The sequence below is a fragment of the Pseudomonas sp. Tun-23181 genome (assembly GCF_057415455.1).
Map to the genome: position 1 here is coordinate 5,795,222 of NZ_CM171630.1, position 24,151 is coordinate 5,819,372.

Annotated in this window: 19 protein-coding genes; 1 reads left to right on the plus strand and 18 read right to left on the minus strand. The window is 60.4% G+C overall.

The window, feature by feature from the left end:
• Positions 1 to 56: 56 nt before the first annotated feature.
• The 6 genes from nuoF to ACDI39_RS27265 form a co-directional block, all read right to left on the minus strand.
• A complete protein-coding gene (gene nuoF / locus ACDI39_RS27240; RefSeq protein WP_253081362.1) occupies positions 57 to 1,421 on the minus strand; it encodes an NADH-quinone oxidoreductase subunit NuoF in 1,365 nt (454 codons plus the stop codon).
• Positions 1,418 to 1,915 (minus strand): NADH-quinone oxidoreductase subunit NuoE, encoded by a 498-nt coding sequence (gene nuoE / locus ACDI39_RS27245; RefSeq protein WP_225788450.1) that lies wholly within the window; start codon positions 1,913 to 1,915, stop codon positions 1,418 to 1,420. Before nuoE ends, nuoF begins: the two co-directional genes overlap by 4 nt.
• A 2-nt stretch (positions 1,916 to 1,917) precedes the next feature.
• Positions 1,918 to 3,699, minus strand: a complete 1,782-nt coding sequence (gene nuoC, locus ACDI39_RS27250) for an NADH-quinone oxidoreductase subunit C/D (RefSeq protein ID WP_225788449.1) — start codon at positions 3,697 to 3,699, stop codon at positions 1,918 to 1,920.
• Positions 3,700 to 3,778: 79 nt separating this feature from the next.
• Positions 3,779 to 4,456 (minus strand): NuoB/complex I 20 kDa subunit family protein, encoded by a 678-nt coding sequence (locus ACDI39_RS27255; protein ID WP_225788448.1) that lies wholly within the window; start codon positions 4,454 to 4,456, stop codon positions 3,779 to 3,781.
• A 9-nt stretch (positions 4,457 to 4,465) separates the two neighbouring features.
• Positions 4,466 to 4,879 (minus strand): NADH-quinone oxidoreductase subunit A, encoded by a 414-nt coding sequence (locus ACDI39_RS27260; protein WP_003251427.1) that lies wholly within the window; start codon positions 4,877 to 4,879, stop codon positions 4,466 to 4,468.
• Between the two features lie 893 nt (positions 4,880 to 5,772).
• On the minus strand, positions 5,773 to 7,077 hold the full coding sequence (locus ACDI39_RS27265; protein ID WP_010793081.1) for an IS1380-like element ISPa33 family transposase: 1,305 nt from the start codon (positions 7,075 to 7,077) through the stop codon (positions 5,773 to 5,775).
• Between the two features lie 331 nt (positions 7,078 to 7,408).
• Here ACDI39_RS27265 and ACDI39_RS27270 point away from each other — a divergent pair, with 331 nt between their 5' ends.
• Complete coding sequence (locus tag ACDI39_RS27270; RefSeq protein WP_010793081.1) at positions 7,409 to 8,713, plus strand: IS1380-like element ISPa33 family transposase; 1,305 nt, start codon at positions 7,409 to 7,411, stop codon at positions 8,711 to 8,713.
• Positions 8,714 to 9,159: 446 nt separating this feature from the next.
• On the opposite strand, the gene ACDI39_RS27275 is transcribed toward ACDI39_RS27270, so the two are convergent.
• From ACDI39_RS27275 to tssF, 12 genes are all read right to left on the minus strand, one after another.
• The gene (locus ACDI39_RS27275; RefSeq protein ID WP_253103307.1) at positions 9,160 to 10,107 is read right to left on the minus strand and encodes a DUF6708 domain-containing protein; all 948 of its coding nucleotides are present in this window, start codon (positions 10,105 to 10,107) and stop codon (positions 9,160 to 9,162) included.
• A gap of 96 nt (positions 10,108 to 10,203) precedes the next feature.
• On the minus strand, positions 10,204 to 11,142 hold the full coding sequence (locus ACDI39_RS27280) for a DUF6708 domain-containing protein (protein WP_253091364.1): 939 nt from the start codon (positions 11,140 to 11,142) through the stop codon (positions 10,204 to 10,206).
• Entirely contained in the window at positions 11,139 to 13,958 is a 2,820-nt protein-coding gene (locus tag ACDI39_RS27285) for a toxin VasX (RefSeq protein WP_486537187.1), read from the minus strand. The genes ACDI39_RS27280 and ACDI39_RS27285 overlap by 4 nt, the downstream gene beginning before the upstream one ends.
• Positions 13,955 to 14,890, minus strand: a complete 936-nt coding sequence (locus tag ACDI39_RS27290) for a DUF4123 domain-containing protein (protein WP_486537188.1) — start codon at positions 14,888 to 14,890, stop codon at positions 13,955 to 13,957. The genes ACDI39_RS27285 and ACDI39_RS27290 overlap by 4 nt, the downstream gene beginning before the upstream one ends.
• Positions 14,890 to 17,055 (minus strand): type VI secretion system Vgr family protein, encoded by a 2,166-nt coding sequence (locus ACDI39_RS27295; RefSeq protein WP_486537189.1) that lies wholly within the window; start codon positions 17,053 to 17,055, stop codon positions 14,890 to 14,892. The genes ACDI39_RS27290 and ACDI39_RS27295 overlap by 1 nt, the downstream gene beginning before the upstream one ends.
• A gap of 75 nt (positions 17,056 to 17,130) precedes the next feature.
• Positions 17,131 to 17,658: an Hcp family type VI secretion system effector gene (locus ACDI39_RS27300; RefSeq protein WP_253101605.1), complete on the minus strand. Its 528-nt coding sequence runs from the start codon at positions 17,656 to 17,658 to the stop codon at positions 17,131 to 17,133.
• A 133-nt stretch (positions 17,659 to 17,791) separates the two neighbouring features.
• Positions 17,792 to 18,640 carry a type IVB secretion system protein IcmH/DotU gene (gene icmH, locus ACDI39_RS27305; RefSeq protein ID WP_253101602.1) on the minus strand — a complete coding sequence of 283 codons (849 nt, stop codon included), beginning with the start codon at positions 18,638 to 18,640 and terminating at the stop codon, positions 17,792 to 17,794.
• Between the two features lies 1 nt (position 18,641).
• Positions 18,642 to 19,979, minus strand: a complete 1,338-nt coding sequence (gene tssK / locus ACDI39_RS27310; RefSeq protein WP_253081432.1) for a type VI secretion system baseplate subunit TssK — start codon at positions 19,977 to 19,979, stop codon at positions 18,642 to 18,644.
• A 55-nt stretch (positions 19,980 to 20,034) separates the two neighbouring features.
• On the minus strand, positions 20,035 to 20,841 hold the full coding sequence (gene tssJ, locus ACDI39_RS27315) for a type VI secretion system lipoprotein TssJ (RefSeq protein WP_225789120.1): 807 nt from the start codon (positions 20,839 to 20,841) through the stop codon (positions 20,035 to 20,037).
• Positions 20,838 to 21,407, minus strand: a complete 570-nt coding sequence (locus ACDI39_RS27320; RefSeq protein ID WP_253091027.1) for an FHA domain-containing protein — start codon at positions 21,405 to 21,407, stop codon at positions 20,838 to 20,840. The genes tssJ and ACDI39_RS27320 overlap by 4 nt, the downstream gene beginning before the upstream one ends.
• Positions 21,404 to 22,420, minus strand: a complete 1,017-nt coding sequence (gene tssG / locus ACDI39_RS27325; protein ID WP_225789122.1) for a type VI secretion system baseplate subunit TssG — start codon at positions 22,418 to 22,420, stop codon at positions 21,404 to 21,406. Before tssG ends, ACDI39_RS27320 begins: the two co-directional genes overlap by 4 nt.
• Positions 22,384 to 24,150: a type VI secretion system baseplate subunit TssF gene (gene tssF, locus ACDI39_RS27330; RefSeq protein ID WP_225789123.1), complete on the minus strand. Its 1,767-nt coding sequence runs from the start codon at positions 24,148 to 24,150 to the stop codon at positions 22,384 to 22,386. The genes tssG and tssF overlap by 37 nt, the downstream gene beginning before the upstream one ends.
• Between the last annotated feature and the right edge of the window lies 1 nt (position 24,151).

Below are 24,151 nucleotides of genomic sequence, written 5' to 3' on the forward strand. Positions count from 1 at the left end.
GGCCGGGCGAGCCTGCGAGGCCGGCGGGTGGCACGGACCACCCGCGCTTCATCTTGTTATGCGCCGACCACGATCGGCTTGGCCAGGTTCGGGCGCAGGGCCTCGCTGCCCGTGTGGGCGGCGACGCCGGCCTCGAACTCCGACCGGAAATACTTGATGGCACTGCCCAGCGGCTCGACGGCGCCCGGGGCGTGGGCGCAGAAGGTGCGGCCGGGGCCGAGGAAGTTGACCAGGCCCAGCAGGGTCTCGATGTCTTCCGGTTTGCCTTGGCCCTTCTCCAGGGCGCGGAGCATCTTCACGCTCCAGGGCAGGCCGTCGCGGCACGGGGTGCACCAGCCGCAGGACTCGCGGGCGAAGAACTCCTCCATGTTGCGCAGCAGCGACACCATGTTGATGCTGTCGTCCACCGCCATGGCCAGGCCTGTGCCCATGCGCGTACCGACCTTGGCGATGCCGCCGGCGTACATTTGCGCATCCAGGTGTTCGGGCAGCAGGAAGCCGGTACCGGCGCCGCCTGGCTGCCAGCACTTGAGCTTGTAGCCGTCGCGCATGCCACCGGCATAGTCCTCGAACAGCTCGCGGGCGGTGACGCCGAACGGCAGCTCCCACAGGCCCGGGTTCTTCACCTTGCCGGAGAAGCCCATCAGCTTGGTGCCGTGGTCCTCGCTGCCTTCGCGGGCCAGCGACTTGTACCAGTCGACGCCGTTGCCAACGATGGCTGGCACGTTGCACAGGGTCTCGACGTTGTTGACGCAGGTCGGCTTGCCCCACACGCCGACGGCGGCAGGGAAGGGCGGCTTGGAGCGCGGGTTGGCGCGGCGGCCTTCCAGGGAGTTGATCAGTGCGGTCTCTTCACCGCAGATGTAGCGCCCGGCACCGGTGTGCACGAACAGCTCGAAGTCGAAGCCCGAACCGAGGATGTTCTTGCCCAAGAGGCCCGCGGCCTTGGCTTCGTCGATGGCGCGGTTGAGGTGCTTCGCCGCGGTGGTGTACTCGCCGCGCAGGAAGATGTAGCCGCGGTAGGCCTTCAGGGCGCGGGCGCTGATCAGCATGCCTTCGACCAGCAGATGGGGCTGTTGCTCCATCAGCATGCGGTCCTTCCAGGTGTTGGGCTCCATCTCGTCCGCGTTGCACAGCAGGTAGCGGATGTTCAAGGACTCGTCCTTGGGCATCAGGCCCCACTTCACGCCGGTGGGGAAGCCCGCGCCGCCACGGCCCTTGAGGCCGGAATCCTTGACGGTCTGGACGATGTCGTCCTGGGACATTTCGGCCAACGCCTTGCGGGCGGCGGCATAGCCGTTCTTGGCCTGGTACTCGTCGAGCCACACCGGCTCGCCGTCGTCGCGCAGGCGCCAGGTCAGCGGATGGGTTTCGGCCGAACGCGCGATGCGGTTGGCCGGGCCGAAGGAAGTGATGGTCATGCGTAGCCCTCCAGCAGCTTGGCAACGCCGGCAGGTTGCACGTCGCCAAAGGTGTCGTCGTCGATCATCAGGGCCGGGGCCTTGTCGCAGTTGCCCAGGCAGCAGACCGGCAGCAGGGTGAAGCGGCCGTCCGGGGTGGTCTGGCCGAGGCCGATGCCCAGTTCGCTCTGGATCTGGCTGACCACCGACTCATGGCCGCCGATGTAGCAGACCATGCTGTCGCAGACGCGGATGATGTGACGGCCGACCGGCTGGCGGAAGATCTGGCTGTAGAAGGTGGCCACGCCCTCGACGTCGCTGGCGGGGATGCCGAGGACTTCGCCGATGGCGTAGATGGCGCCGTCCGGCACCCAGCCGCGTTCCTTCTGGACGATCTTCAGGGCTTCGATGGACGCCGCGCGCGGGTCCTCGTAGTGGTGCATCTCGTGCTCGATGGCCGAGCGCTCGGTTTCGCTCAGGACGAAACGGTCGGTTTGGATAAGCGTGCTGTTCATGCTTAGCGGTCCACGTCAGCCATAACGAAGTCGATACTGCCCAGGTACGCGATGAGGTCGGCGACCATGCTGCCGCGGATCACCGAAGGGATCTGCTGCAGGTGCGCGTAGCTCGGGGTACGGATCCGGGTGCGGTAGCTCATGGTGCCGCCATCGCTCGTCAGGTAGTAACTGTTGATGCCCTTGGTCGCCTCGATCATCTGGAACGACTCGTTGGCCGGCATGACCGGGCCCCACGAGACTTGCAGGAAGTGCGTGATCAGGGTCTCGATGTGCTGCAGGGTGCGCTCTTTCGGTGGCGGCGTGGTCAGCGGGTGATCCGCCTTGTACGGGCCTTCCGGCATGTTGCGCAGGCACTGGTCGATGATGCGGATGCTCTGGCGCATCTCCTCGACGCGGACCATGCAGCGATCGTAGGCATCGCCGTTGTGGGCCAGCGGGACTTCGAACTCGAAATTCTCGTAGCCGGAGTAGGGGCGCGCCTTGCGCAGGTCGAAGTCGCAACCGGTGGACCGCAGGCCGGCGCCGGTGGTGCCCCACTCCAGGGCTTCCTTGGTGTTGTAGGCGGCAACGCCGATGGTCCGGCCGCGCAGGATGCTGTTCTGCAGGGCGGCCTTTTCGTATTCGTCCAGGCGCTTGGGCAGCCAGTCGACGAAGTCCTTGACCAGCTTGTCCCAGCCGCGTGGCAGGTCGTGGGCGACACCGCCGATGCGGTACCAGGCCGGGTGCAGGCGGAAACCGGTGATCGCCTCGATCACGGTGTAGGCGCGCTGGCGGTCGGTGAAGGTGAAGAACACCGGGGTCATGGCGCCGACGTCCTGGATGTAGGTACCCAGGAACAGCAGGTGGCTGGTGATCCGGAAGAACTCGGCCAGCATCACGCGGATGGTGTCGACCTTCTCCGGCACCTTGATGCCGGCCAGCTTCTCGACGGCCAGTACGTACGGCAGGTTGTTCATCACCCCGCCGAGGTAGTCGATACGGTCGGTGTAGGGGATGAAGCTGTGCCAGGACTGGCGTTCGGCCATCTTCTCGGCGCCACGGTGGTGGTAGCCGATGTCCGGGACGCAGTCGACGATCTCTTCGCCGTCCAGCTGCAGGACGATACGGAAGGCACCGTGGGCGGATGGGTGGTTGGGGCCGAGGTTGAGGAACATGTAGTCCTCGTGGGTACCGTGGCGCTTCATGCCCCAGGCTTCGGGGTTGAAGCGTGCCGATTCCTCTTCGAGCTGCTGCTTGGCCAGGTTCAGGCTGTACGGGTCGAACTCGGTGGCGCGCGCCGGGAAGTCCTTGCGCAGCGGGTGGCCTTCCCAGGTCGGCGGCATGAGGATGCGCGACAGGTGCGGGTGGCCGGCGAAGTCGATGCCGAACATGTCCCAGACTTCGCGCTCGTACCAGTTGGCGTTGGGCCAGATGCTGGTGACCGACGGCAGGTTCAGGTCGCCCTCGCTGAGCGAAACCTTGATCATCACGTCGCTGTTACGCTCGACCGACAGCAGGTGGTAGAACACGCTGAAGTCGGCGGCCGGCAGGCCACGGCGCTGGGTGCGCAGGCGTTCGTCGACGCCATGCAGGTCGTACAGCATGCTGTACGGCTTGGCGACGTTGCGCAGGAAGCTGAGGACGTCTTTGAGCTGGGCGCGGTTCACCCACAGGACCGGCATGCCGGTGCGGGTTTCCTGGGCGACGAATGCCTCGGCGCCAAAACGATTGTGCAGTTCGACGACCACATCCTGGTCGTCAGCCTTGTAAGGCGGAATATAAATAGCGGTGTCCGCTGTCATGGTCTCGGTCGCTTTGAGTCAACGTAGAGAATGAAGCCAGGCCGCCGGCTCCTTCGGGAGCGGGCGGCATGTCGCTGGATCAGACTTCGTCGGGGCTGCGCAGGTTGGTGACCTGGATGCGCTGTTCACGACGCAGGTCTTTCTGGGCGGGCATCTCGGCACGATAAATGCCTTGATCGCCGACGACCCAGGAAAGCGGGCGTCGCTCCTGGCCGATCGACTCCTGCAGCAGCATCAGGCCTTGCAGGAAAGCTTCGGGGCGAGGCGGGCAGCCAGGCACGTAGACATCCACGGGGAGGAACTTGTCGACCCCCTGAACGACCGAGTAAATGTCGTACATGCCACCGGAGTTGGCACACGAGCCCATGGAAATCACCCACTTCGGCTCGAGCATCTGCTCGTACAGGCGCTGGATGATCGGCGCCATCTTGATGAAGCAGGTACCGGCGATGACCATGAAGTCGGCCTGGCGCGGCGAGGCCCGGATGACTTCGGCGCCGAAGCGGGCGATGTCGTGGGGCGCCGTGAAGGCCGTGGTCATTTCCACGTAGCAGCAGGACAGGCCGAAGTTGTACGGCCAGAGGGAGTTCTTGCGACCCCAGTTGACCGCGCCACGCAGCACATCTTCGAGCTTGCCCATGAAGATGTTCTTGTGGACCTGGTCCTCTAGCAGCTGATCGGTGACGGTTTCCCGATCACCGACAGGATACTGCTCGTTGGGCGCATCCGGATCGATTCTGGTGAGATTGTATTGCATGCCAAAGCCTCATTGTTTCAGCTTCGCTTGCCGCTTGCGGCGACCCTCGGGCGCCCAATCGAGCGCCCCGACCCGCCAAAGGTAGACAAGACCTGCCAACAGAATTGCTATGAAAACGAGTGCTTCGACGAATCCGGTCCAGCCGCTTTCGCGCACCGACACGGACCATGCAAAGAGAAAGAGGGCTTCGATATCGAAGATCACGAACAGCATCGCGACCAGATAGAATTTGGCGGACAGGCGCAGGCGGGCGCTGCCGACGGGCAGCATGCCCGATTCGAAGGGTTCGTTCTTGGCGCGACCCCAAGCCTTGCTGCCGAGCAGGCTGGAGAGGCCGAGCATGAAGGCGCACAGGCCGACGACACCCAGGAGGAAGATGGCAAAGCCCCAGTTGTGGGCGATGAGTCCTGCCGAATCGGACATGTTGGAAATCCTTATACAGAGACCCAGCTCTGCAGTCTGAAATAAGTAGAGCGGCGACTCGGTGTCGCGGATGCAGTGACCAAATGTCGCAGCTGAATCAATCGCGCTGATTTTATGGGTAAACCCACAGCAAGTAAAATTTCTGTGGCAAATTTATTCGTAGGATTAAGAACAAAAATCTTTCGTAAATGGCTGAAAGCCTTGAGTTTCGGGCATTGCGCATGCTTTTGTTAATTATGTTTCTTGCGTGGCGTAATGACTGGGCATCATCGTAATGATAATTAATTTCATTTAACTTGGCGTTCGACATTCTAAGAGGGCCGAATCTTGCAAAGTTCACTGCGCGTCCTCGCTGCATTGCAAATGCGAAAGGCTCTCGTTCTAGCAGTTGCGCGCGTCACCTGCACCGCTCTGGATCAATGCTTTATCGATTGAGCTTCCGTTGGCCAGCAGAGAGCATATATAGAAGAGGTAGTGGCCAGGGCCAGAACGGCCTGTCGGTTTGGGAGGCAGCCCAAGTGACAGTGCTGCTTCAAGCATAGACATAGATGTCGATCCGTGCGTTGCACTTGTAGCAGGTGTTCTCCAATGCGGGTCAGGCAAGGCCGCTCAACTGCTGTTCGGGGCTGTGCAGCAGCCCCACGATGTCGCCTCGCTAGCGGGGTTGAATGCCAGTGTGACAGGTGGTTCTGTATACACCGCCAGCAAGCACGCGTTAGTTGGTATGACTAGCCCGGATTTCTCATGAGGCCGGCAGGCGTGGCCGGTGAAGCCTCGGCGTATCAACAACCTGCCTTCCACCGCTAAAAATTGATCGTTTTTTATTCAATTCCCGCGTATGGGGCGCACTGCCCCCTTTCCCCCATTGAGCCGGGCCGGGGGCGCCCGCCTGTTCAGGTCGGCTTGAGGCGGGCAACCAGCCCCGCAAAGAGTTCCTGATGCGGATAGGCCTCGCTGATCAGCACGCGGATGCGCCGGCTGTTGCGAATGATCACCGCACCGATCTTGAGCAGTTTCAAGCGCAGGTTATGGATGCTCATGCGCGCCAATGCGGTGCCCTGGAGATGATCGCGTAGCCGTTCGAACAGCACATAGGCAAAGGCCGACAGCATCAGCCGCCACTGGTTGGTCCACCAGCGTGGGCTGGAGGTGCGGTCGGCGAACAGATCCAACTGTTGGTCCTTGATCCGATTCTCCATGTCGCCACGGCCGCAGTAGTCTTCGTAGTACTGCTGGGCAGCATCCTCGGCAAAGCGGGACACGACGATGAAGCGTGGATTGGCACCCTGCTCGCCATGTTCCAGGCGCGACACGACCAGGCGGCGCCTACGCCAACTACCGGCCTGATAGAGGAAGCGATACACGCCGGACATCTTCTGCCCGGTTTCTTGGTAGGCCTCGGCGACCGCTTGCATGGCCGGCGCCGCCATCCGCTGCAGGCGGGTGTTGCGGGCCAGACCCACCACATAATCCACCTGCTTGCGGTCACACCAGTCGAGCATGCGATGTCGGCAAAAACCGCCGTCACCGCGGAACACGATGCGGGTCTCTGGCCAGAAGCGGCGAATGAACTTGACCAGCAGTGCCAGGATGGCCCAACTGTGTCGGGCGCCATCGATGTTGCTCGGGCGCAAATAGCTCACCAGCAGATGGCGACCACAGAACACATAGAGCGGCAGGAAGCAGTAATGGTCGTAATAGCCATGGAAGAAGCGCCCTTCCTGATCTCCATGCACCGGCACATCGGTCGCATCGAAGTCGAGCACGATCTCAGCCGGCGCCTGGTCATGCTGGGCGATGAAGTGCTCCCACAGCAGGCGATGGGCTTGCACCACCGTTTCGCGATCGGCTTGCTGTTCCAGGCGCCCCAGAGTGGATTTGCCGGCCAGCGGTTGCAGGCGGTTGACCGCAGTCTGCAGCGCGTAGTCATGGCGCAGGCCGTCATGATCGTTGAGATCCTCGTAGCCGGCGGCCAGTGCATAGATACGCTGGGCGAGCAGTGTCTGCAGTCCATGCTGGACACGCCCAGGATCACGCCGATCGGGAACGATTTTGGCCAGGCGGCGGGTCAAGCCATGTTGCCGGTCGACCTCGCGCAGCAGCAACAAGCCCGCATCCGAGGTGATGTGACCACCGGTGAAAGAGGCCTCGACGAGGCGGCGAGAGAGGGGTGAAAAGTGGAGTTTTTCTGGTAGCATTTTGTGCGCGGCTGAAGACTTATGGGGCTTTGTTTGGCGACAAGAATCATAAGGCTTTCAGCCGTTTTTGTTTATGCGGTCATGAGAAATCCGGGCTAATCCTACTGTCATTGCGGTGTAGAGCTTTCCCATGAATACAGAGTCGGTTACCCATGGGTTGCGCAAGGTTAATGTTTCGTTGGTTGTGCTGGATATTTGGCTAGAGATTCTAGGTTTGGTTTCTGTTTTGCATTTAGCCCGGATTTCTCATGACCGCATAAACAAAAACGGCTGAAAGCCTTATGATTCTTGTCGCCAAACAAAGCCCCATAAGTCTTCAGCCGCGCACAAAATGCTACCAGAAAAACTCCACTTTTCACCCCTCTCTCGCCGCCTCGTCGAGGCCTCTTTCACCGGTGGTCACATCACCTCGGATGCGGGCTTGTTGCTGCTGCGCGAGGTCGACCGGCAACATGGCTTGACCCGCCGCCTGGCCAAAATCGTTCCCGATCGGCGTGATCCTGGGCGTGTCCAGCATGGACTGCAGACACTGCTCGCCCAGCGTATCTATGCACTGGCCGCCGGCTACGAGGATCTCAACGATCATGACGGCCTGCGCCATGACTACGCGCTGCAGACTGCGGTCAACCGCCTGCAACCGCTGGCCGGCAAATCCACTCTGGGGCGCCTGGAACAGCAAGCCGATCGCGAAACGGTGGTGCAAGCCCATCGCCTGCTGTGGGAGCACTTCATCGCCCAGCATGACCAGGCGCCGGCTGAGATCGTGCTCGACTTCGATGCGACCGATGTGCCGGTGCATGGAGATCAGGAAGGGCGCTTCTTCCATGGCTATTACGACCATTACTGCTTCCTGCCGCTCTATGTGTTCTGTGGTCGCCATCTGCTGGTGAGCTATTTGCGCCCGAGCAACATCGATGGCGCCCGACACAGTTGGGCCATCCTGGCACTGCTGGTCAAGTTCATTCGCCGCTTCTGGCCAGAGACCCGCATCGTGTTCCGCGGTGACGGCGGTTTTTGCCGACATCGCATGCTCGACTGGTGTGACCGCAAGCAGGTGGATTATGTGGTGGGTCTGGCCCGCAACACCCGCCTGCAGCGGATGGCGGCGCCGGCCATGCAAGCGGTCGCCGAGGCCTACCAAGAAACCGGGCAGAAGATGTCCGGCGTGTATCGCTTCCTCTATCAGGCCGGTAGTTGGCGTAGGCGCCGCCTGGTCGTGTCGCGCCTGGAACATGGCGAGCAGGGTGCCAATCCACGCTTCATCGTCGTGTCCCGCTTTGCCGAGGATGCTGCCCAGCAGTACTACGAAGACTACTGCGGCCGTGGCGACATGGAGAATCGGATCAAGGACCAACAGTTGGATCTGTTCGCCGACCGCACCTCCAGCCCACGCTGGTGGACCAACCAGTGGCGGCTGATGCTGTCGGCCTTTGCCTATGTGCTGTTCGAACGGCTACGCGATCATCTCCAGGGCACCGCATTGGCGCGCATGAGCATCCATAACCTGCGCTTGAAACTGCTCAAGATCGGTGCGGTGATCATTCGCAACAGCCGGCGCATCCGCGTGCTGATCAGCGAGGCCTATCCGCATCAGGAACTCTTTGCGGGGCTGGTTGCCCGCCTCAAGCCGACCTGAACAGGCGGGCGCCCCCGGCCCGGCTCAATGGGGGAAAGGGGGCAGTGCGCCCCATACGCGGGAATTGAATAAAAAACGATCAATTTTTAGCGGTGGAAGGCAGGTTGTTGATACGCCGAGGCTTCACCGGCCACGCCTGCCGGCCTCATGAGAAATCCGGGTTAGGGGCGAATAGCCAGATCACTGACATGGTTTGTCTTCCTGGTTTTAATTGTGTTCCGGTTCGAGATTGTTATGCCGGTCTGGGTTAGGGGGCGAGTGATTTCCCGGCTTTTGTAACTATTTTTAATTTTTTAGATTAAAGGCTGTAACACCGAAGGTCGGCGCGGCAAGCCCCGACGTGCATTCCGACGCATCGCTTCTCTGCAAGATGTTGTAGGTTTTTAAGCGCAATGACGTTAGACCAGAGCATCGTTGTATCCAGCGGCTCCAAGACTTGAACTCATTTACGGCTCGATACGCTCACCATTCACCCGGATCACTGGTTTGCGCTTTTCGGCGAAGCCGCAGAGCATGTCGATTTCAGCGGGAAAGGTGGCGTAGGGAACGTTGTATTGCAGCCAGGCTTCGACGCTGTCGGGGTAAGCATTGATAAGCAGCCAGATGATCCACGCGGGGATGGTGATAGGGGCCCATAACCAACCATAAGGTTTATGAAGTTGGCGGCGCAGGCTCGCATACCAGTCGCGGTAGGGCTGAAGAGTGGCGTCGCGTCGGGAAAGGCGGGGAGGGAGTGGAGGTGGGGTGGGCAAGCCTTCCGGCCCGTGGGCCATGAAGGCTTGAAGGTATGCCCAAAGCGAGCGAGCCGAGCGATCGCCATCGTGCAGGCCAAGATTACCGCAAGCCGCGCATATTTCTGTCGGTGGGTTCATTGCGTAATCGATGCCGAACAGATAGAGCGGATGGCGTGAGGTGTAGACACCCGTCGAGACAATGGGGATGTAGCCTGCGACCGCTTCAATCCGGTCCCAATCGAGGATGTGTAAGCGTTTTCGGTCGTTAGGATAAATGAAATAGAGCTTACGGATGCCGCGATGGATACGAATAAATGCTCCACGGCAGCGGTGAGCGCCACTTGCTAAATAAAAGACGCAAGCTATTGTCGGTAGTGCGGGTAGCCACAATATTAGTTTAAAAATTGATTCGGCTTGTAGGTTTTTAGGACCAATAATGTACGCTGCAAAGATAATTGCGATGATGCTGATTAGAAATGATATTCCAATGAACCCAGCGGCACCGCTTTGACCGAAATTTGTGTATGTTTCGAGCTCTACACAGTTTTTGCTGATACGTCGTACACCGTCGGGTTGTGGGAGGGAGTCAATCTGGCCGTGGTGTAGTTGTGTGCTTCCAAATCTTAGGCGATGAGGAAGGCGCTTAATATGTTCAGTCACTCTGGTGACCTCGCAGGTTCAAGGAGAGCTGGATTGATTAATATTTTAAGAGCCGTGTAAGAGTGGCAGCGAGACGGACGTGAAGTTTGAGCTCGTTCACGGCTCAATTCGTTTGCCATTCACCCGGATCACTGGTTTGCGCTTTTCTGCGAAGCCGCATAGCACGTCGATTTCAGCAGGAAAGGTGGCGTAGGGAACGTTGTATTGCAGCCAGGCTTCGACGCTGTCGGGGTAAGCATTGATAAGCAGCCAGATGATCCACGCGGGGATGGTGATAGGGGCCCATAACCAACCATAAGGTTTATGAAGTTGGCGGCACAGGCTCGCATACCAGTCACGGTAGGGCTGAAGAGTGGCGTCGCGTCGGGAAAGGCGGGGAGGGAGTGGAGGTGGAGTGGGCAAGCCTTCCGGCCCGTGGGCCATGAAGGCTTGAAGGTATGCCCAAAGCGAGCGAGCCGAGCGGTCACCATCGTATAAACCAAGATTGCCGCAGGCTGCGCATATTTCTATCGGTGGGTTCATGGTGTAATCAATACCGAACAAATAGAGCGGATGGCGTGAGGCGGAGCCGCTCGTCGAAACGATAGGGATGTAGCCTGCCACTGCTTCAATCTGGTCCCAGTCGATTATATGAAGACGCTTTCGATCGTTGGGGGGGATGAAATAGAGTTTGCGAGTGCCACGATGGATGCGGATGTATGTGCCACGGCAACGGTGGGCGCCATTGGCAAAATATAGAATGCAAGCTATGCACGGCGCTATTGGACTTATGACCAGTATGGCTAAGATAATTTGCGGGTCGTTTAAGTCGCTTACGCTGGCTGCTAAAATCATTGTCAACGCCGTTATCACTATTGTGATTCCGATGAATCCTGCACTGTTGCCCAAGATGAAGTTTGAATAGGTTTCAAGTTCAATACATTTGTTGTTGATACGTCTGACACCGTCGGGCTCTGGTGCGATGGTGTCAGTTCGATGTCGGCTTAGCGGCGTTCCGCCCAATCTCAATTTGTTAGGAAGTCGTTTAGCTCTCATTTGGGCGGCCTCACTGGTTCTAAGCGTGCCGGGTCAATGATTTCTGATAGCAAACCGGATGACGTGAATGTTAGTGGTGTAGGGGCGTCGTGTTGAAATATTAATAGATCAGGCTGATCTATGTTCGGCATAAACATAAACTCAAGGGATACCTGGCTATCTTGATGCATTTGGATCGACCAGCTTCGTAAGCTTTCAGAGTGAACGATGCTAGAGACTATACATTCGAATCGATAATCTATGAATCTAACCTCTGGCGCATAGGCGATGGGGCCATTAATTTGTCTGAGGTTTCTACTGTCTAGTTTTACTTTGAGTCGAATTTGAAATTGATCCTGTAAAGTTCCTTGAGTTTCAGGGAGGTGGCATTGAATGTGTAGTGTTCCTATTGTAGATCCGAACGTTTGGTTCCATTGTGCTGACAGTCGTGGGCGGTAATATAGGCTATGAACTGCTTCCAGTTCTTGTAAGTTTGTATACTGGCGATGATGTATTCCCCATGCGCTGTGTTTTAACCAGATATCTATAGCGCCATGCTTTGTTGTGTCTACACCTACCATAAAAGCAATGCCAAGGCCAAAAGCGGCAAGAGCTACTATTGCCCATGCCACTGGGGTGAGACCTAGCACTGTTACAGGAACTGCAGCGCTGGTCAGGCCTATAGCTAACGCTGTTCCCCCACCCCAAGAGGCAAGAGCCATTAACCCGCTAGAAAATGCTGCGCCTAAGTACATCGCCGCTTGAGTGGGATTTTTATTATAAAGTGAGTCGGCAGCCCGTAGAGCATCCAGAAAGCTAATTACTCCTGCTCCTGCAGTTGCCAATCTTGCCATTCCAAATTTTGCGGAGAGTATTTTTGCAGTGATTTTAAGGTTTGCGTTATTATGCAATGTGGCGAAGGCTGTAGTTCCTAGCGCTCCTGTTTCAATGATTGCACTGGCAAGTGAAAGTGTTGCTCCAGCAAGGTAACCCAGATGAAACATCTTTTCATCCTGCCGCTGGAACTGTCGAAGCGCATTAGTAAATCCGCTGATAGCTAAGTATCCTCCAACTCCGGTGAATAAATAGCCTCCTGCGGAGCGCAACTTATTTAGCATTTTGATGAAGAGGTTACCCTCTACCTGAATAGAACGACTCGGCGGCAATGAGGACTGCCCAGTTGATGCACCGTCCATCTTCTGGTAAGTCGTTTCCCCAATCTTGACCCAATCATAGATCCGCACCCGTGTAGTCAATTGCATGTGGCTGACTTTGGGCTCAGGCAGCTTCCAGGTCTTGAGGTACTCGCCCCTAGGCGCTTGATGCCCTTGGAACTCCCGTGAATAACGCATCAGGTCTGCCAGGCTGATGTCGTACATGACGATGGTGGCGTTGAAGCGGATTTCCATCACATGGCGTAGCCTGCGTACCAATACGTCGGCTTGGTGAGTGGCTGGCAGGGCCTGCAGCAGGCCGATCAGTGCATTGGTCGCAGGTGTCGCGACATGCTCTTCGAGGTAGTTGTCCACGACCGAGAACAGGTTCTTGGCTATATCGCCGGTCGCGTCTTTCAGCCGCGTGGCCAGGGTTTTGTTGCCATTGCTCAGCGCCCGCCAGAATGGGCTCTGCCCGGGCGGCAACATGACCACCTGCTCCAGCTGCTGCTGGCCCGCCTTCGAATGCACCAACCCGCCGATGCAGTCGAACACTGCGTCTTCGTAGGCATTGGCGATTGCCGTCACCTCAAGGTCAAAGCAACCGAGCGCCTTGCCCAGCAAGTGGTCTGACCCGATGAGTCGGGTCCAGGCGATGATGTCTTGGACCAATACCTCAATGGTTGCATCCAGCCTGGCCACCTCCTTGGCATAGAGGCCAGGGAAGTCCATGGCGCCTTGGTAGTCCACCAGCTTGCGTTGCCGGTCGAGGCTGCTGGCCGTGTCGGAGCCTGGTGGCGCTTCCTTGCTGGCGGTATTGAAATAGCCCGCGATGAAGTTGGCACTCTGCAGCCGATGGGCATGCTGGCCGGTATAACGGGTCTTCTTCTCGACCGACAGGGTAAGCAGGTGATGAAGTTCACTGACCACCCCGAGTGGGTCATGGAGCGCGACGGCCAGGGGCCGTGTACCGGGGCCCAGGTGCCGGGCCAGGTTGCTCAGTGCCTGGCGGTATACCGGCATGAACTCAGGCCGCTGTGATGCCCCGGGGAAAGTGGGGAATACACCGGTGAGGCTGGAGATCTTGAGTTCGGCCATGGCGCTGATCACGTGGGCGGAATCGAACACATGGGGGTGCGTCGGGGCCTGCGAGGGCAGGAGAGTGGTCGCGAGCTGGCTGCGCAGACCACCTTCGTCCTGCTCGATCTGCCACAAGGTGGCATGGCTGAGCAGGGTCTCGCTGACCATCAGGTACAGGGTATCGGCAACGCTGGGGTCCGGTGCCAGCACATAGTGGGTAGCGCGCGCCATGTCCGGGCGAGCATGGCTGCCGGGGGCCTGGCTGCTGTAGTCCGTTGGTGTCCACCACAGATGGGCGAAGCGGATGTCTTCGGTGACCAGGTAATGGCGGGTCTTCATCCGCCCGTGCTGAAAATAGAACAGGTAAAGGTAGCTGCCTGGGCGCAGCAGCCTCAGTCCATAGGACTTGCTACCTTGCAGGGCGGGGTAGTGGTCCACGCTCAGGGTTGGGAAGGCGTCGCGGTCCAGGGGGTGATCGGCGATGCCATAGCGCATGGGGTAGACAGGGATGCCGCGCTCGCATGGCGGTGGCGAGATGGCCTCGCCGACTCGTTTGGCACTGGGATGGTCAGGTTGCAACGCGCGTTTGTAGGTGATGGTCATGGGGTGTTCCTCGGTCGTATCGGCGCAGAGATCTGGTTGAGTCGATCGTTGATCTCGTGCAGGCGTTGCAGGCCCTGGATTTCCGATTGGACCAGCAGGTCGAAGAGAGGCTGGTCATTTACGAATGGATGCTCTGGAAAGAGCAGGCGTAGCTCCATGTAGTAGCGACGGTCACGTTCCAGGTGGAAGCCGCAGAGGTCGCTCTCTTTATCGAATTTGGCGAGCTGGCGACGGAGATTCAGGGGGGCGAGCTGCTCGCCGAGCATCGAAAGTGCCTGGCTCATCAAATGACAGGTCCGGCGCATGAACCAGGCGTGGGAGGCCCTGTTCAAAGCGGCCTCATCGTTGACCGTCAATGTCAGGGGCGGGCTTTCGAGCGTGGAGGAGGATGGGTTGGCGGGTATATCGGCTCGTAGCCACGAATCCGGCTCCAGACCGCTATGCCAGAGCATGCTCCGGATGGGGCTGAATAGCCTGCTCAGGTAGTGTGATGGCAGCGCTTCGCAGAGTTCCTCTAGCGTGCGCGGGCGGCTCCAGTGGAAGGCTAGCGAGTTGTCGTCCGCAGAGCTGAGGTGGGTGATGCTTCTGAGTTGCTGAAGCAGGGGAGAAATTTGAGCAGGGCCGAACAGCATCAGGCCCGCTTGGCGCGGCCCCCAATCGTGGATGAACCTTTCCAGTAATGGCTCATTGAGACGTGTCAGCAGCGGGCCCGTCTGATATCCAGGAGGGGCATATTCCGCTGCTGTGCCACGCCACACCCAGTGATAGCCACAGGGACCCGACAGGCTACGGATGTCTTCTGGCAAACGTGGCTCGAGATCGCCATTGATCAAAAGCCAAGCTGGCTCGGCATCGGTCAGTGGCCAGGCAGGTTGAGGTACCGTAGAGACGTTTTGACGAGGCCAACCTGCATCGACATACGGGTCGTTCATCAGGCGCTCTCCTTGCTGCACGGGCAGGGAGAGCGTGTGCAGCGCCCGTCGCTTCGCATGCCGCACACACGGTCCAGGCCGCTTCCTTGGGCGGGCGTACCGGACAACGCATGGTTGTTTCCTGCGCCCGTCGGCTCGGCATACACCGGGGCCTGGATATGTACTCCGACGCCTTTGAGTGTTATCCCATTGGCATCGATCAGAAGGGTGCCGCCCACACCCTCCAGGACAATCTCGTCCTGAACCTGCAGGATGAATTTCCTGGCACGCTGGTGTATTTCTTCCCCTGTGGTCAGGTGGGCGTGCCCCTCAACCACTTGCTCCAGATGCCCACCTATCTCGATGGTGTGATTCACAGCTGTTTTGTCAAAACGATTGTTGCCTACCTCCAACGTCTGATCTTTGCCAACGGTGATTGTCTGGTTGCGACCAACATCGAAGAATGCGTCCTGGCCAATTCGGATTCGCTCGTCATTACCCACGGTCTCTCTACGGTCATGCCCAATGCTGATCGTCTCGTCGTGATCGACCTGTTCGTTGCGGTCATGGCCGATCTGCGTGGTCTCATCATGCTTGACCACATTGTTCTGGTCCTTCTGCGCATGGATGAACACTTCCTCCTGCCCCAGCTCATCCTCGAAGCGCAGTTCATTGAACCCCTTGCCCTTGTGGGTCTGGCTCTTGATCGTCATGCGCGTCTTGTGCTTGGGCAGTTCGTAGGGCGGTAGCTGGTTGCCGCAATAGGTGCGCCCGATGATCATCGGTTGGTCGGGGTCGGCGTTGACGTACTGGACGATCACCTCTTGCCCGATGCGCGGGATGGCCATCGAGCCCCAGCTACCCCCGGCCCAGGCTTGCGACACCCGCACCCAGCAGGAGCTGAACTCGTTGTCCTTGCTTTCCCGGTCCCAGGGGAAGCTGACCTTGACCCGGCCCCACTCATCGCAATAGATCTCTTCACCGGGCGGGCCGACCACGGTGGCCATGTGCGGGCCGTCGATGCGCGGCTTGGGCTGGGGCTCGGGGCGCCACTCGGCCATGCCGGGAACCAGCACCGCGCTCTGCTCGTAGCGTGTGCCCTGATGGGCACCGGCCGCTTCTTCCTCGAGGCTGGTGAGTTGGGAACCCTCATGGGTGACGCGGATCACCCGCCAGTGCGCGTTGAGGTCTTCGCGCGGGTGGCCGACGAGGTTGAAGCTCAGGCCCGGTTGCAGGCGCGCGTCGTCGCCTTTGACGTCGGCGATACGGGCGTCATGGCGCAGGGCCGTGAGGCGGGTTTCGGTGAAGGGCTTGCCGACCGCATCGCGTTTGTAGCGGCCGGGATAGTCGAAGCGTTCATACGCCAGCGCCGGGTGAACGACCTCAGGGGCGTTCGCGGCATGTTCCTGGCGGTAGCCAGGGTTGGTGAAGGTATAGTCGCGCTGCACCTGGCGTGTGCTGCGCACCTGTTCGCTGTAGCGCAGGCGTCGCAGGCAGGGCCTGGGTTGGTCGCCGCCGCTGTTGGCCAGGTACAGCACGGTGTGGGGAGCGGTGGGCTCATCGTCCTCGAAGAAGCCGTCATCCTCGTCGTCGTGCTCGCGGGCCCCTCGGCTGATCAGCCCCAGCGACAGCAGCCGGTCGGTGATGAGCAGCTTGTGCTGCTTGGCACTGTGCTCGAAGCGGTAGACGAAGCCTTCCTCGGCGGCCAGGCGGGTGATGAACTCGAGGTCGGTCTCGCCGGCCTGGACGCAGAACTCGCGAACCTGGTGCTCGAAGCTGGTGCCCAGCTCGAACTGGGTGATGCCCTGGCGCTTGAGCATCAGTTCGAGGATCTGTGGGACGCTCTTGTGCTGGAAGATGCGCCAGTTCGAGCGCAGGCTGGCGCGGGCCAGCTGGGGTTCGACGAGGGCGTGGTAGTGGGTGCGGTGGAAACCGCTCTCGCCCTGGCTGAAGCTGCTGACCAGGCCGTGCACGTAGCGCAACGGGCGTTCACCGCGCCAGAGGGTGAACAGGACGGGTTTGTCGAGCAGTTCGCCGAAGGCGACATCGTCGTCGAAGCTGACCAGCTCCAGGTGCAACGTGAAGGGTGTGCTGAGGGCTTCGTGGAGCTTGAACGACACCACCTCGAACAAGGCGTTGCCAACAAGGGGTTGGAAGCTGTAACGCAGATCGGATTGGCTAGGCATGGGAAGTCCTTGTCCGCCGTCTGGGAGTGTGGGAAGACCGGGCAGAAAGTCCTGCCCGGTGACAGCGCGGCTAGATCATGCTGCAGACGCCGCTATGGGCTTGCGCCAATCGTCGCTGGCGGCGGTTCCAGATGCCTTGTGTTCCCAACTGATCGCGCGGTAACTCATCGATACTTCGACCAGTTGCGTGAAGTGCTCGTTTTCCTTGTCTTGGGCGTGCGGCAATACGGTATTGATGTTGACGATGATTGCGTCCACGAGCTCTGTGGTGAAGAAGTGTTCCTGCTTGCCCTCCGCCGAGGTCCTGTACCACCTGATGGTTGTCATAGGTAAAACCTCCCCCGTGACCAAGGCTTGATACATGAGTGGGATGGCCTTGTTCAGGGCACAGGTGAAGATGAAGGGCTTATGCACGCGTTGCCCGGCGGGCTGACCGCTTTGCGGGTCGGTAGGCACGGTCACCTGATGCTTGATTTCCTGTGCGAGGATCTCGTTCTCATGGCCTTCGACATAAACATTGCCGACCGAATCAGGCGTAAAGGCGCCTGCGGTAATGAGCCCCTGAGTCGTGCCCTCTATTACGATATAAGCGGGTGTTGGCATGGCAGATACTCCTGCGTCCAGGTGGTTAAACACGCACACCATCGGCGGCGCGGCCATCGGAAACGATGGGCTTTCTGGCGAGGCGTGAACCTCGCGGATTCTTTGGGTTCAGTGATGTCAGGCCACGTGCGCGCTACTGCTGCAAAATGCCGTTCAGCGACTCCAGCACCTCGGTGGTGATCAGGTGCAGGCGATAGCTGTACACCCCGTAGATCACCGCCATGACCACCGCGGAAATCACCAATGGGCTCCACCACGGCCATTGCCGGTGCATGCGGTAGTTGCGTGGGGCGACATTGCTGAGTGGGTCGCAGAGCTGCTCCGGCACCGGGCCGCGAAGTTCGCGGATGACCCCATACAGTTTGTTGATAAGGGCCTGCAGCGCTTCGTCGCCCTTGGGCGCGATGGCGTACTTGCCTTTCAGGCCAAGGCAAAGGCACAAGTACATGAACTCCAGAACGTCCTGGTAACGCTGTGGCTCCTGCATCAATCGCGAGAGCACCGTGAAGAACTTCTCTCCACCCCAGGTCTCGTGATGGAAGATACTGAGCAGCGGTTCATGGCTCCAACAGGAGTTCTTGCCCCAGGGGCGGTGCATCACCGCTTCGTCCAGGTACAGGCACAGGGCATAGGAATAGGCCAGCAGATGCGCGGGCTCATAGGCGTGCTGGCGCATTTCTTCCAGGATGTTGGTGATCTGGTTGCGCACTTGCTTGTGCACGTCATCGATATTGGGCAGCGCATCGAGCGTGCGCAGGCGCATCACCAAGCCGAACAGCGGCATCGCGGCATCGACCATCGGGTTGGCATAGCCGCCGCGCAATCGGAACTCCGGGTCGGCGGGGTAGCCTTTTTTGAACAGGGGATCGATTTTGGGCTCTGCTTGATCCGTGGAAGGCTGTTCGCTGCCCTGCGTCCCTTGAAGTCGCGTCAGCAAGGGACCCTCGGTCGCGCCCTCGATAGTGTTCCGCGTGTTTTCCATTTCATTCGCTCCTGATCGCCCAGAACTGCAGTTCAAGGCCTGGGAAGTCGCCGGCAATATGGAAGCCAAACCCGTTGCTGCCCTGCATGGCCTGCCAGGCGGGGTTGCGCCGGTCCAGCTCGAAGTAGCTGAAGCCGGCATGGAAGGGCAGCTCCCGTGGTGCCACCGGCAATGGCAGCAGCGGGATACCAGGCAGTTGCAGCGGCACGAGGTCGTTCAGCGCTTGCAGCGAGGTGACCTTGGCCTTTTGCACGAACTGCTGGCGCAAGGTGTCCGGTGGCAGGCTGGCGCGCACGGCGAGGATGAAGTCCGCTTCATCGATCAAGCGCCGGTCTTCCAATGTGCTGGTCATGACGCCGAACTCGAGTGACTCCAGCGCCAGTGAGATCGCGCGAGGCTGCAACACCGTGCTCAGGGCGCGGCGCAGGGTCTGCTCCAACGGTTTGAAAGAGGTGTGCAGGGCGCTGTGGTGGTACGCCGGATAGTCCTGCGGCAGCCGGTTTTCATCGGTGAAGGTCACCAGTTCGCCGCAGGCCTGGCTCAGGCTGAGGTAGAGCTGCTCGGGGTGGGTATGGGGCTGGCGTGCCAGGTGTTGAAAGCACGGCCACCAGCGATTCATGGCTTGCAGCAGATTGAAGTCGCGAATGTCGGCGACACCGGACTGGCCTGACGCTCCCATGCGCGCCGCGAGGTTGCGGGCGCGTTCGCGCAGGGTGTGGGTGATCTCGTCGAGAAAGCGCTTGAGTGCCGGCACCGCCTGGAGCGAAACACTGGTGGGGTAGAAGGCTTCGTCCAGTTGCAGGCTGCCGTCTGGGCGCTTTTCCCGGATACGAGCCAGGGCCAGGCGGGTATAGGCGCTGCTGTCCTCGGCCTTGCGCTTGAGTTGCAGGTTGGGCACGGCCAGGTCCACGTGTACCAAGTCACCGTCGGCGGTGTGGGTGTCCTTGATTTCCTGCGCCTGGGCGACATAGCGAAAGTTGGCGGCATTGTCTGGCCAGCTCACCTCGCGGCCACCTTCGGTACGCAACGGCAGGCACAGGTACACCTCGCTGTCCTGTGTCGCGTCGTCGTCGATTTCCAGCGGCGCAGGTGGTGGCAGATCACCAGGAATGTCGAACACCGTGCCATCCGGCATGATGCCCCGTGCCCGTGTGATCGCGATCCTGCCCAGGCTCAGGTACTCGTCGTTCAACTGCAGTTCGCTGAAGCCGTAGAAGGCGGCATTGAGGCTGCTCAGGCGCTGGTGGAACGCCGCTTCGCTGGCCCGCGCCGCTTGTTGGAAATGCTGCGGCTTGACGAACAGGCCTTCAGGCCAGATGACGGGGTTGCGTGAACTCATGGGCGCTCCGGGTTTGCAGAGGAAAGGGGGGAGGGGCGGGTGCAAGGAGAGCGCATCAGTCTTGCTCCTTGAGTACGATCTGCGTGTCGTTGACCAGCACCGAGAGGACGATCTGGCGGCCGCGCGGTGCGATGCGCAGCACCTGCTGCCAGGTGGCGTTCTCCTGGCTTGCGTAGTCGCCGATCACCGCGATGAAACGGGTGTCGGCGTGGAGAGGCTCGAAGGGCACGAACTTGAACTGGCCAGGGAACAGCAGGTAGTCGTCGTCGCGGATATAGGTGCTGCGCAGTGTCTTGGCCGGGTCTTGCGCGAGCAGTTGATACACGCTGTTGCGCAGCAGGGAGTCATCGCGCAGCTGCAAAATCTTGATGGCGATGGGCGTGGCGATCTGCTCTGCCGCTACCGGGGCAGGATTCGGCAGGTCGAGTATGACCGTGGGGTCGTCGTAGCTACCGGGCGCGCGTTCCTCCATGGGCGAGCGAGCCAAGGCCTGCGCTGCATCCTCGTCCTCCGGCAGGTCCTGCAGGGGAGACATGGCCGGAAACTGCGCTTGCAGGTATTCGAGCAAGGTCCCGACCTTCTCGGTCAGCGCGTAGGGATCGCCTGCGGCGAGACTCACCGCGTAGGGGCTGGGCTCCAGGGTGCCGGCTTTTTCAACCGTGGTATCGAGGCTGTTGGGGTTGCCGTTGAGCGTAGGGCTGGCGTTCATGCTGAAGGCGACTTCGGTTGGCTGATCGTTCGGGGCTCCGACAGGCACGGAAGGGTCCATGAGCACCTTGCCCACCTTGCCCAAGGCCGTGCAGCCAGAAGCGCCAACGAGTGCAAGCGACAGTGCGACGGTCATCAATGGCCGACGCTTCATGACGGCTCTCCGGTGATGAGGCGTTGCACGGCGTTCTCGTCGGCGGTCGCTGTTCGATGCAGCGCATCCAGTGCCGCTAAAGGGTCGTGTCCGATGCCTGGCTCGAACGCCTCGCGGATATCGGCTACAGGTGAGCCCGCCAGGTCGGGTTCGTCATGCCAGGTACTGGCCGCATCGGCCAGCAAGGCGTCGAGCACCTGCTGCCCAGGGGTGAACAACGCCTCCAGGGAGCGTCGGCTGTCCGGGTCGTGTTGCAGGTGAACCTGCACCCGGTAGGCCCCGATCCGTAGGCAGCTCCCTTCCGGCAGGCGCACAGGCGGGCGTTGTCCCAGGCTCAGCGGGCTGTCATTGAGAAAGGTCTGGTTGCAATGGTCGATGACGCAGAAGCTGCCCTCGATCCAGCGAATTTCACAGTGGATCGGCTGGATGCCTCGGGCACGGTCCCAGAGCAGCCAGTCGGCACCTTGGCTGCCGATGGTGCCGCCGTTGCAGTCGAACCGATGACGGGCGGTGACGCCGTGCTCCAGCTGTTCGAGGTTGCCGATGCTCAGGGTCAATGTGCTCATGAGCGCCCTCGGATACGGACGACGGGGCTTTTGGTGCCATGCCTGTCGTCGATGAAGCTGGTCCAGCCCAGGTGGGCGCCTTGGCTGCGGTGCAGACAGAAGGGCGAGAGCGCGTTGTGCTTCAGGCGCAGCTCCAGGTCGTAGGCCAGGCCGTCTCGCAGAAGGAAGTCGATCAGTGCGCGCAAGCGGCCAAAGTTGACGCCGCTCGGCAACAAGTCGCGCAACTGCGCCTGGTCGAGGTCGCTGATCATGAGGGTGAACTTGCTGCTACGGGTGCGTGTGCGGCTGCCGACCACGAAGGTGCTGCCCAGGCAGCCATTGGCAAGGCCCAGGCTCACGCGCTGCGGGGCGGCGGTGGGCACCGAGCGGGCCTCGAACTCGCGGATGTGCACACTTTCCAGGTCGAAACAATGGGCGATGATGCCGGCCACCGTACCGGGCGCACGGCTGCGGCTGGCGATCACACCGGCAAAGCTGAGCAGGCGGCTCCAGGGCAGTGCCGTGTCGCCTCGCAGATGCTTGTCATTGAGGCCGATCAGGGCGAATACGTACTGCGAGAACTCGTCGCGGGCGCCTGTCTGGAAGCGGATGTAATAGCGGTACTTGCGCCAGATGCGGTGCAGCAGGCTGAGCAGGTAGTGGTTGAAGAAGTCGAAGAATGCCGGGCGTACACCGAGGCCTTGCGCATGCTCGTAGGCCAGTTGTTCGAGGTAGTAGGTGGGCAGCGGCGAGTCGGTGCCGTGCAGGCCCATGAACGTGGTGCAGACGCGATAACGCGCGTCCTGGCCTGGGAGGCGTTGCGCGTTCAGCACGTCCGAGGCTGGAAAAGCCAGCCGTGGATCGCTGGCAAGCCGCACCCGCAGCCGTGTGCGCTCATCCGGCCAGCGTGGCTCCAGGTCGTCACCATGCAAGCCATGCAGCCTCTCCAACAACTGGAAGAAGTTGTGCCGGTGCGCCTCGGCGAGCAGCGTGTCGGCTAGATCACAGGTTGTTTGCCGGTCAGCAATGGCCATGTGTAGTGCTCGTTGTTGGTGGTGTTGATCACTTCCAGTTGGTGGAAGGCGTTGATGCTGGCGTACAGGGCGAAGAAGCGAGAGAGCACGCAACTGAACAGGTAGAGATCGCCCTCGCAGAGGAAGGCGTCCTGGTCGAGCTTCAGTCGGGTGCGCAGGCCACGAATGGGCAAGCCCTTGATCAGCCAGTCCAGCGGTTCGGTGCGTACCTCGCTGATCCCGTTCAGGCGCTTGCGGGTGGCGCGCGCTTGCTGGATGTCATGCAAGGCAGCGAAGTCATAGGCACCGATGAGTGCCTTGAGGGGTTCTGCCGACAGCAGCGACAGGTAGTTGAGCGACAGGTTGGAGATCAGTACCCATTGCAGTTGGCCATCCAGCACCGGTCGATAGGGGCGGGTAGGGCGGCAGATGTTGCGGTAGCTGGCCAGGGGCGGCGTGACTTCGGTGATCACGCTGATATCGCCGATGCCCAGGGCCAGCGGCAGATCCCGATTGGTGCAGGTCAGGTCGATGGAGGCTGTCTCCAGTTCGCCGATATAGGCACTCTCGTCGGCGCGGACGAAGGCTATGCGGTGAATGACGCCATCACCGCGCAACGAGTTCTCGATCTGGCACTGGTAGTACAGCGTGGTGCGGCCCTGGACATGCTCGATCTCATGGGCGAACGACTCGAAGGGGCGGAATGCCCGCAGCGGTTCACCGGGGCTGCCATCTGCCGTCGTTCGGGTGCTGATCACCTGGTCGACGCTGAATATTTCGTAGGCATGCGATGGCTTGCCGCTGGGTTTCAACTGAACCTGGGCGTCATGGCCAGACAGGTCGATAGGCTCGGCGCTGTGCTTGAACAGGTTGACCGCGGGCGTGCAGAACAGGCTGAAGTCGTCTTTGCCGACCCGTATCGAGTCGGGCAGCTGGCGGGTGAAGTGGAACGCGATGCAGACGTTCTGACTGCTCTGGTCGGGCCAGAGCCGGCCCAGGCCCGTCAGGCTGAAGAAGTGGAAACGCTGCGGGAAAACGAAGTACTCCTGCAGGATCCGGTAGCCATCGAAGACATTCGGCGGATAGGGCAACAGCGCTTCGTCTGGGCTGAAACCGGGAAAGGCCACGCTGCTGGCCGGCAGCCGGCGAACCTCGCCGTCGATGGTCACGCTGATGTGCTCGAGGTAGTGCGACAGCCACAGGTAGAGCGTGCGGGCGCAGCGGTCCTCGCCGCTCAGGTGAATGTCCAGGCTGTCGCATCCCAAGGTGTTCAAGGGGCGCTCAACCAGCGGATTGAGTTCGAGGCGAACGATCGAACTGTCCAGTGTCTGGGTCGCGTCCGCGCCGCAGATGGCGAACGGGTACAGTTTCACCTCGGTACAGGTGCGGTATTCGCAGGCGATGCCGTCCACGGGGTGGGAGAACAGCCGCGAACCCTTGGGCACGCTGTGCGACTGGCTGAGCGACTGCTCCAGCGGGGTGAACTGGATGATCGTGGCGCTGGGTAGCGGGCGCAGGTAGTTGGGCCAGAGCAACTGCAGCATGGGGTGCGTCAGCTCTGGCAGGTCGTCCTCGAGCTTGAGCCGCAGCTTGGCGGTCAGGAAGGCAAAACCTTCCAGCAGGCGCTCGACGTCGGGGTCGCTGCTGTCCTTGCCGAGAAAGCGGGCAAGCTGTGGGTTGTCCTTTGCGAAATCTGTCCCTAGCTCGCGCAGGTAGCGAAGTTCTTCGCTGAATCGGTCCTTTAACGACATG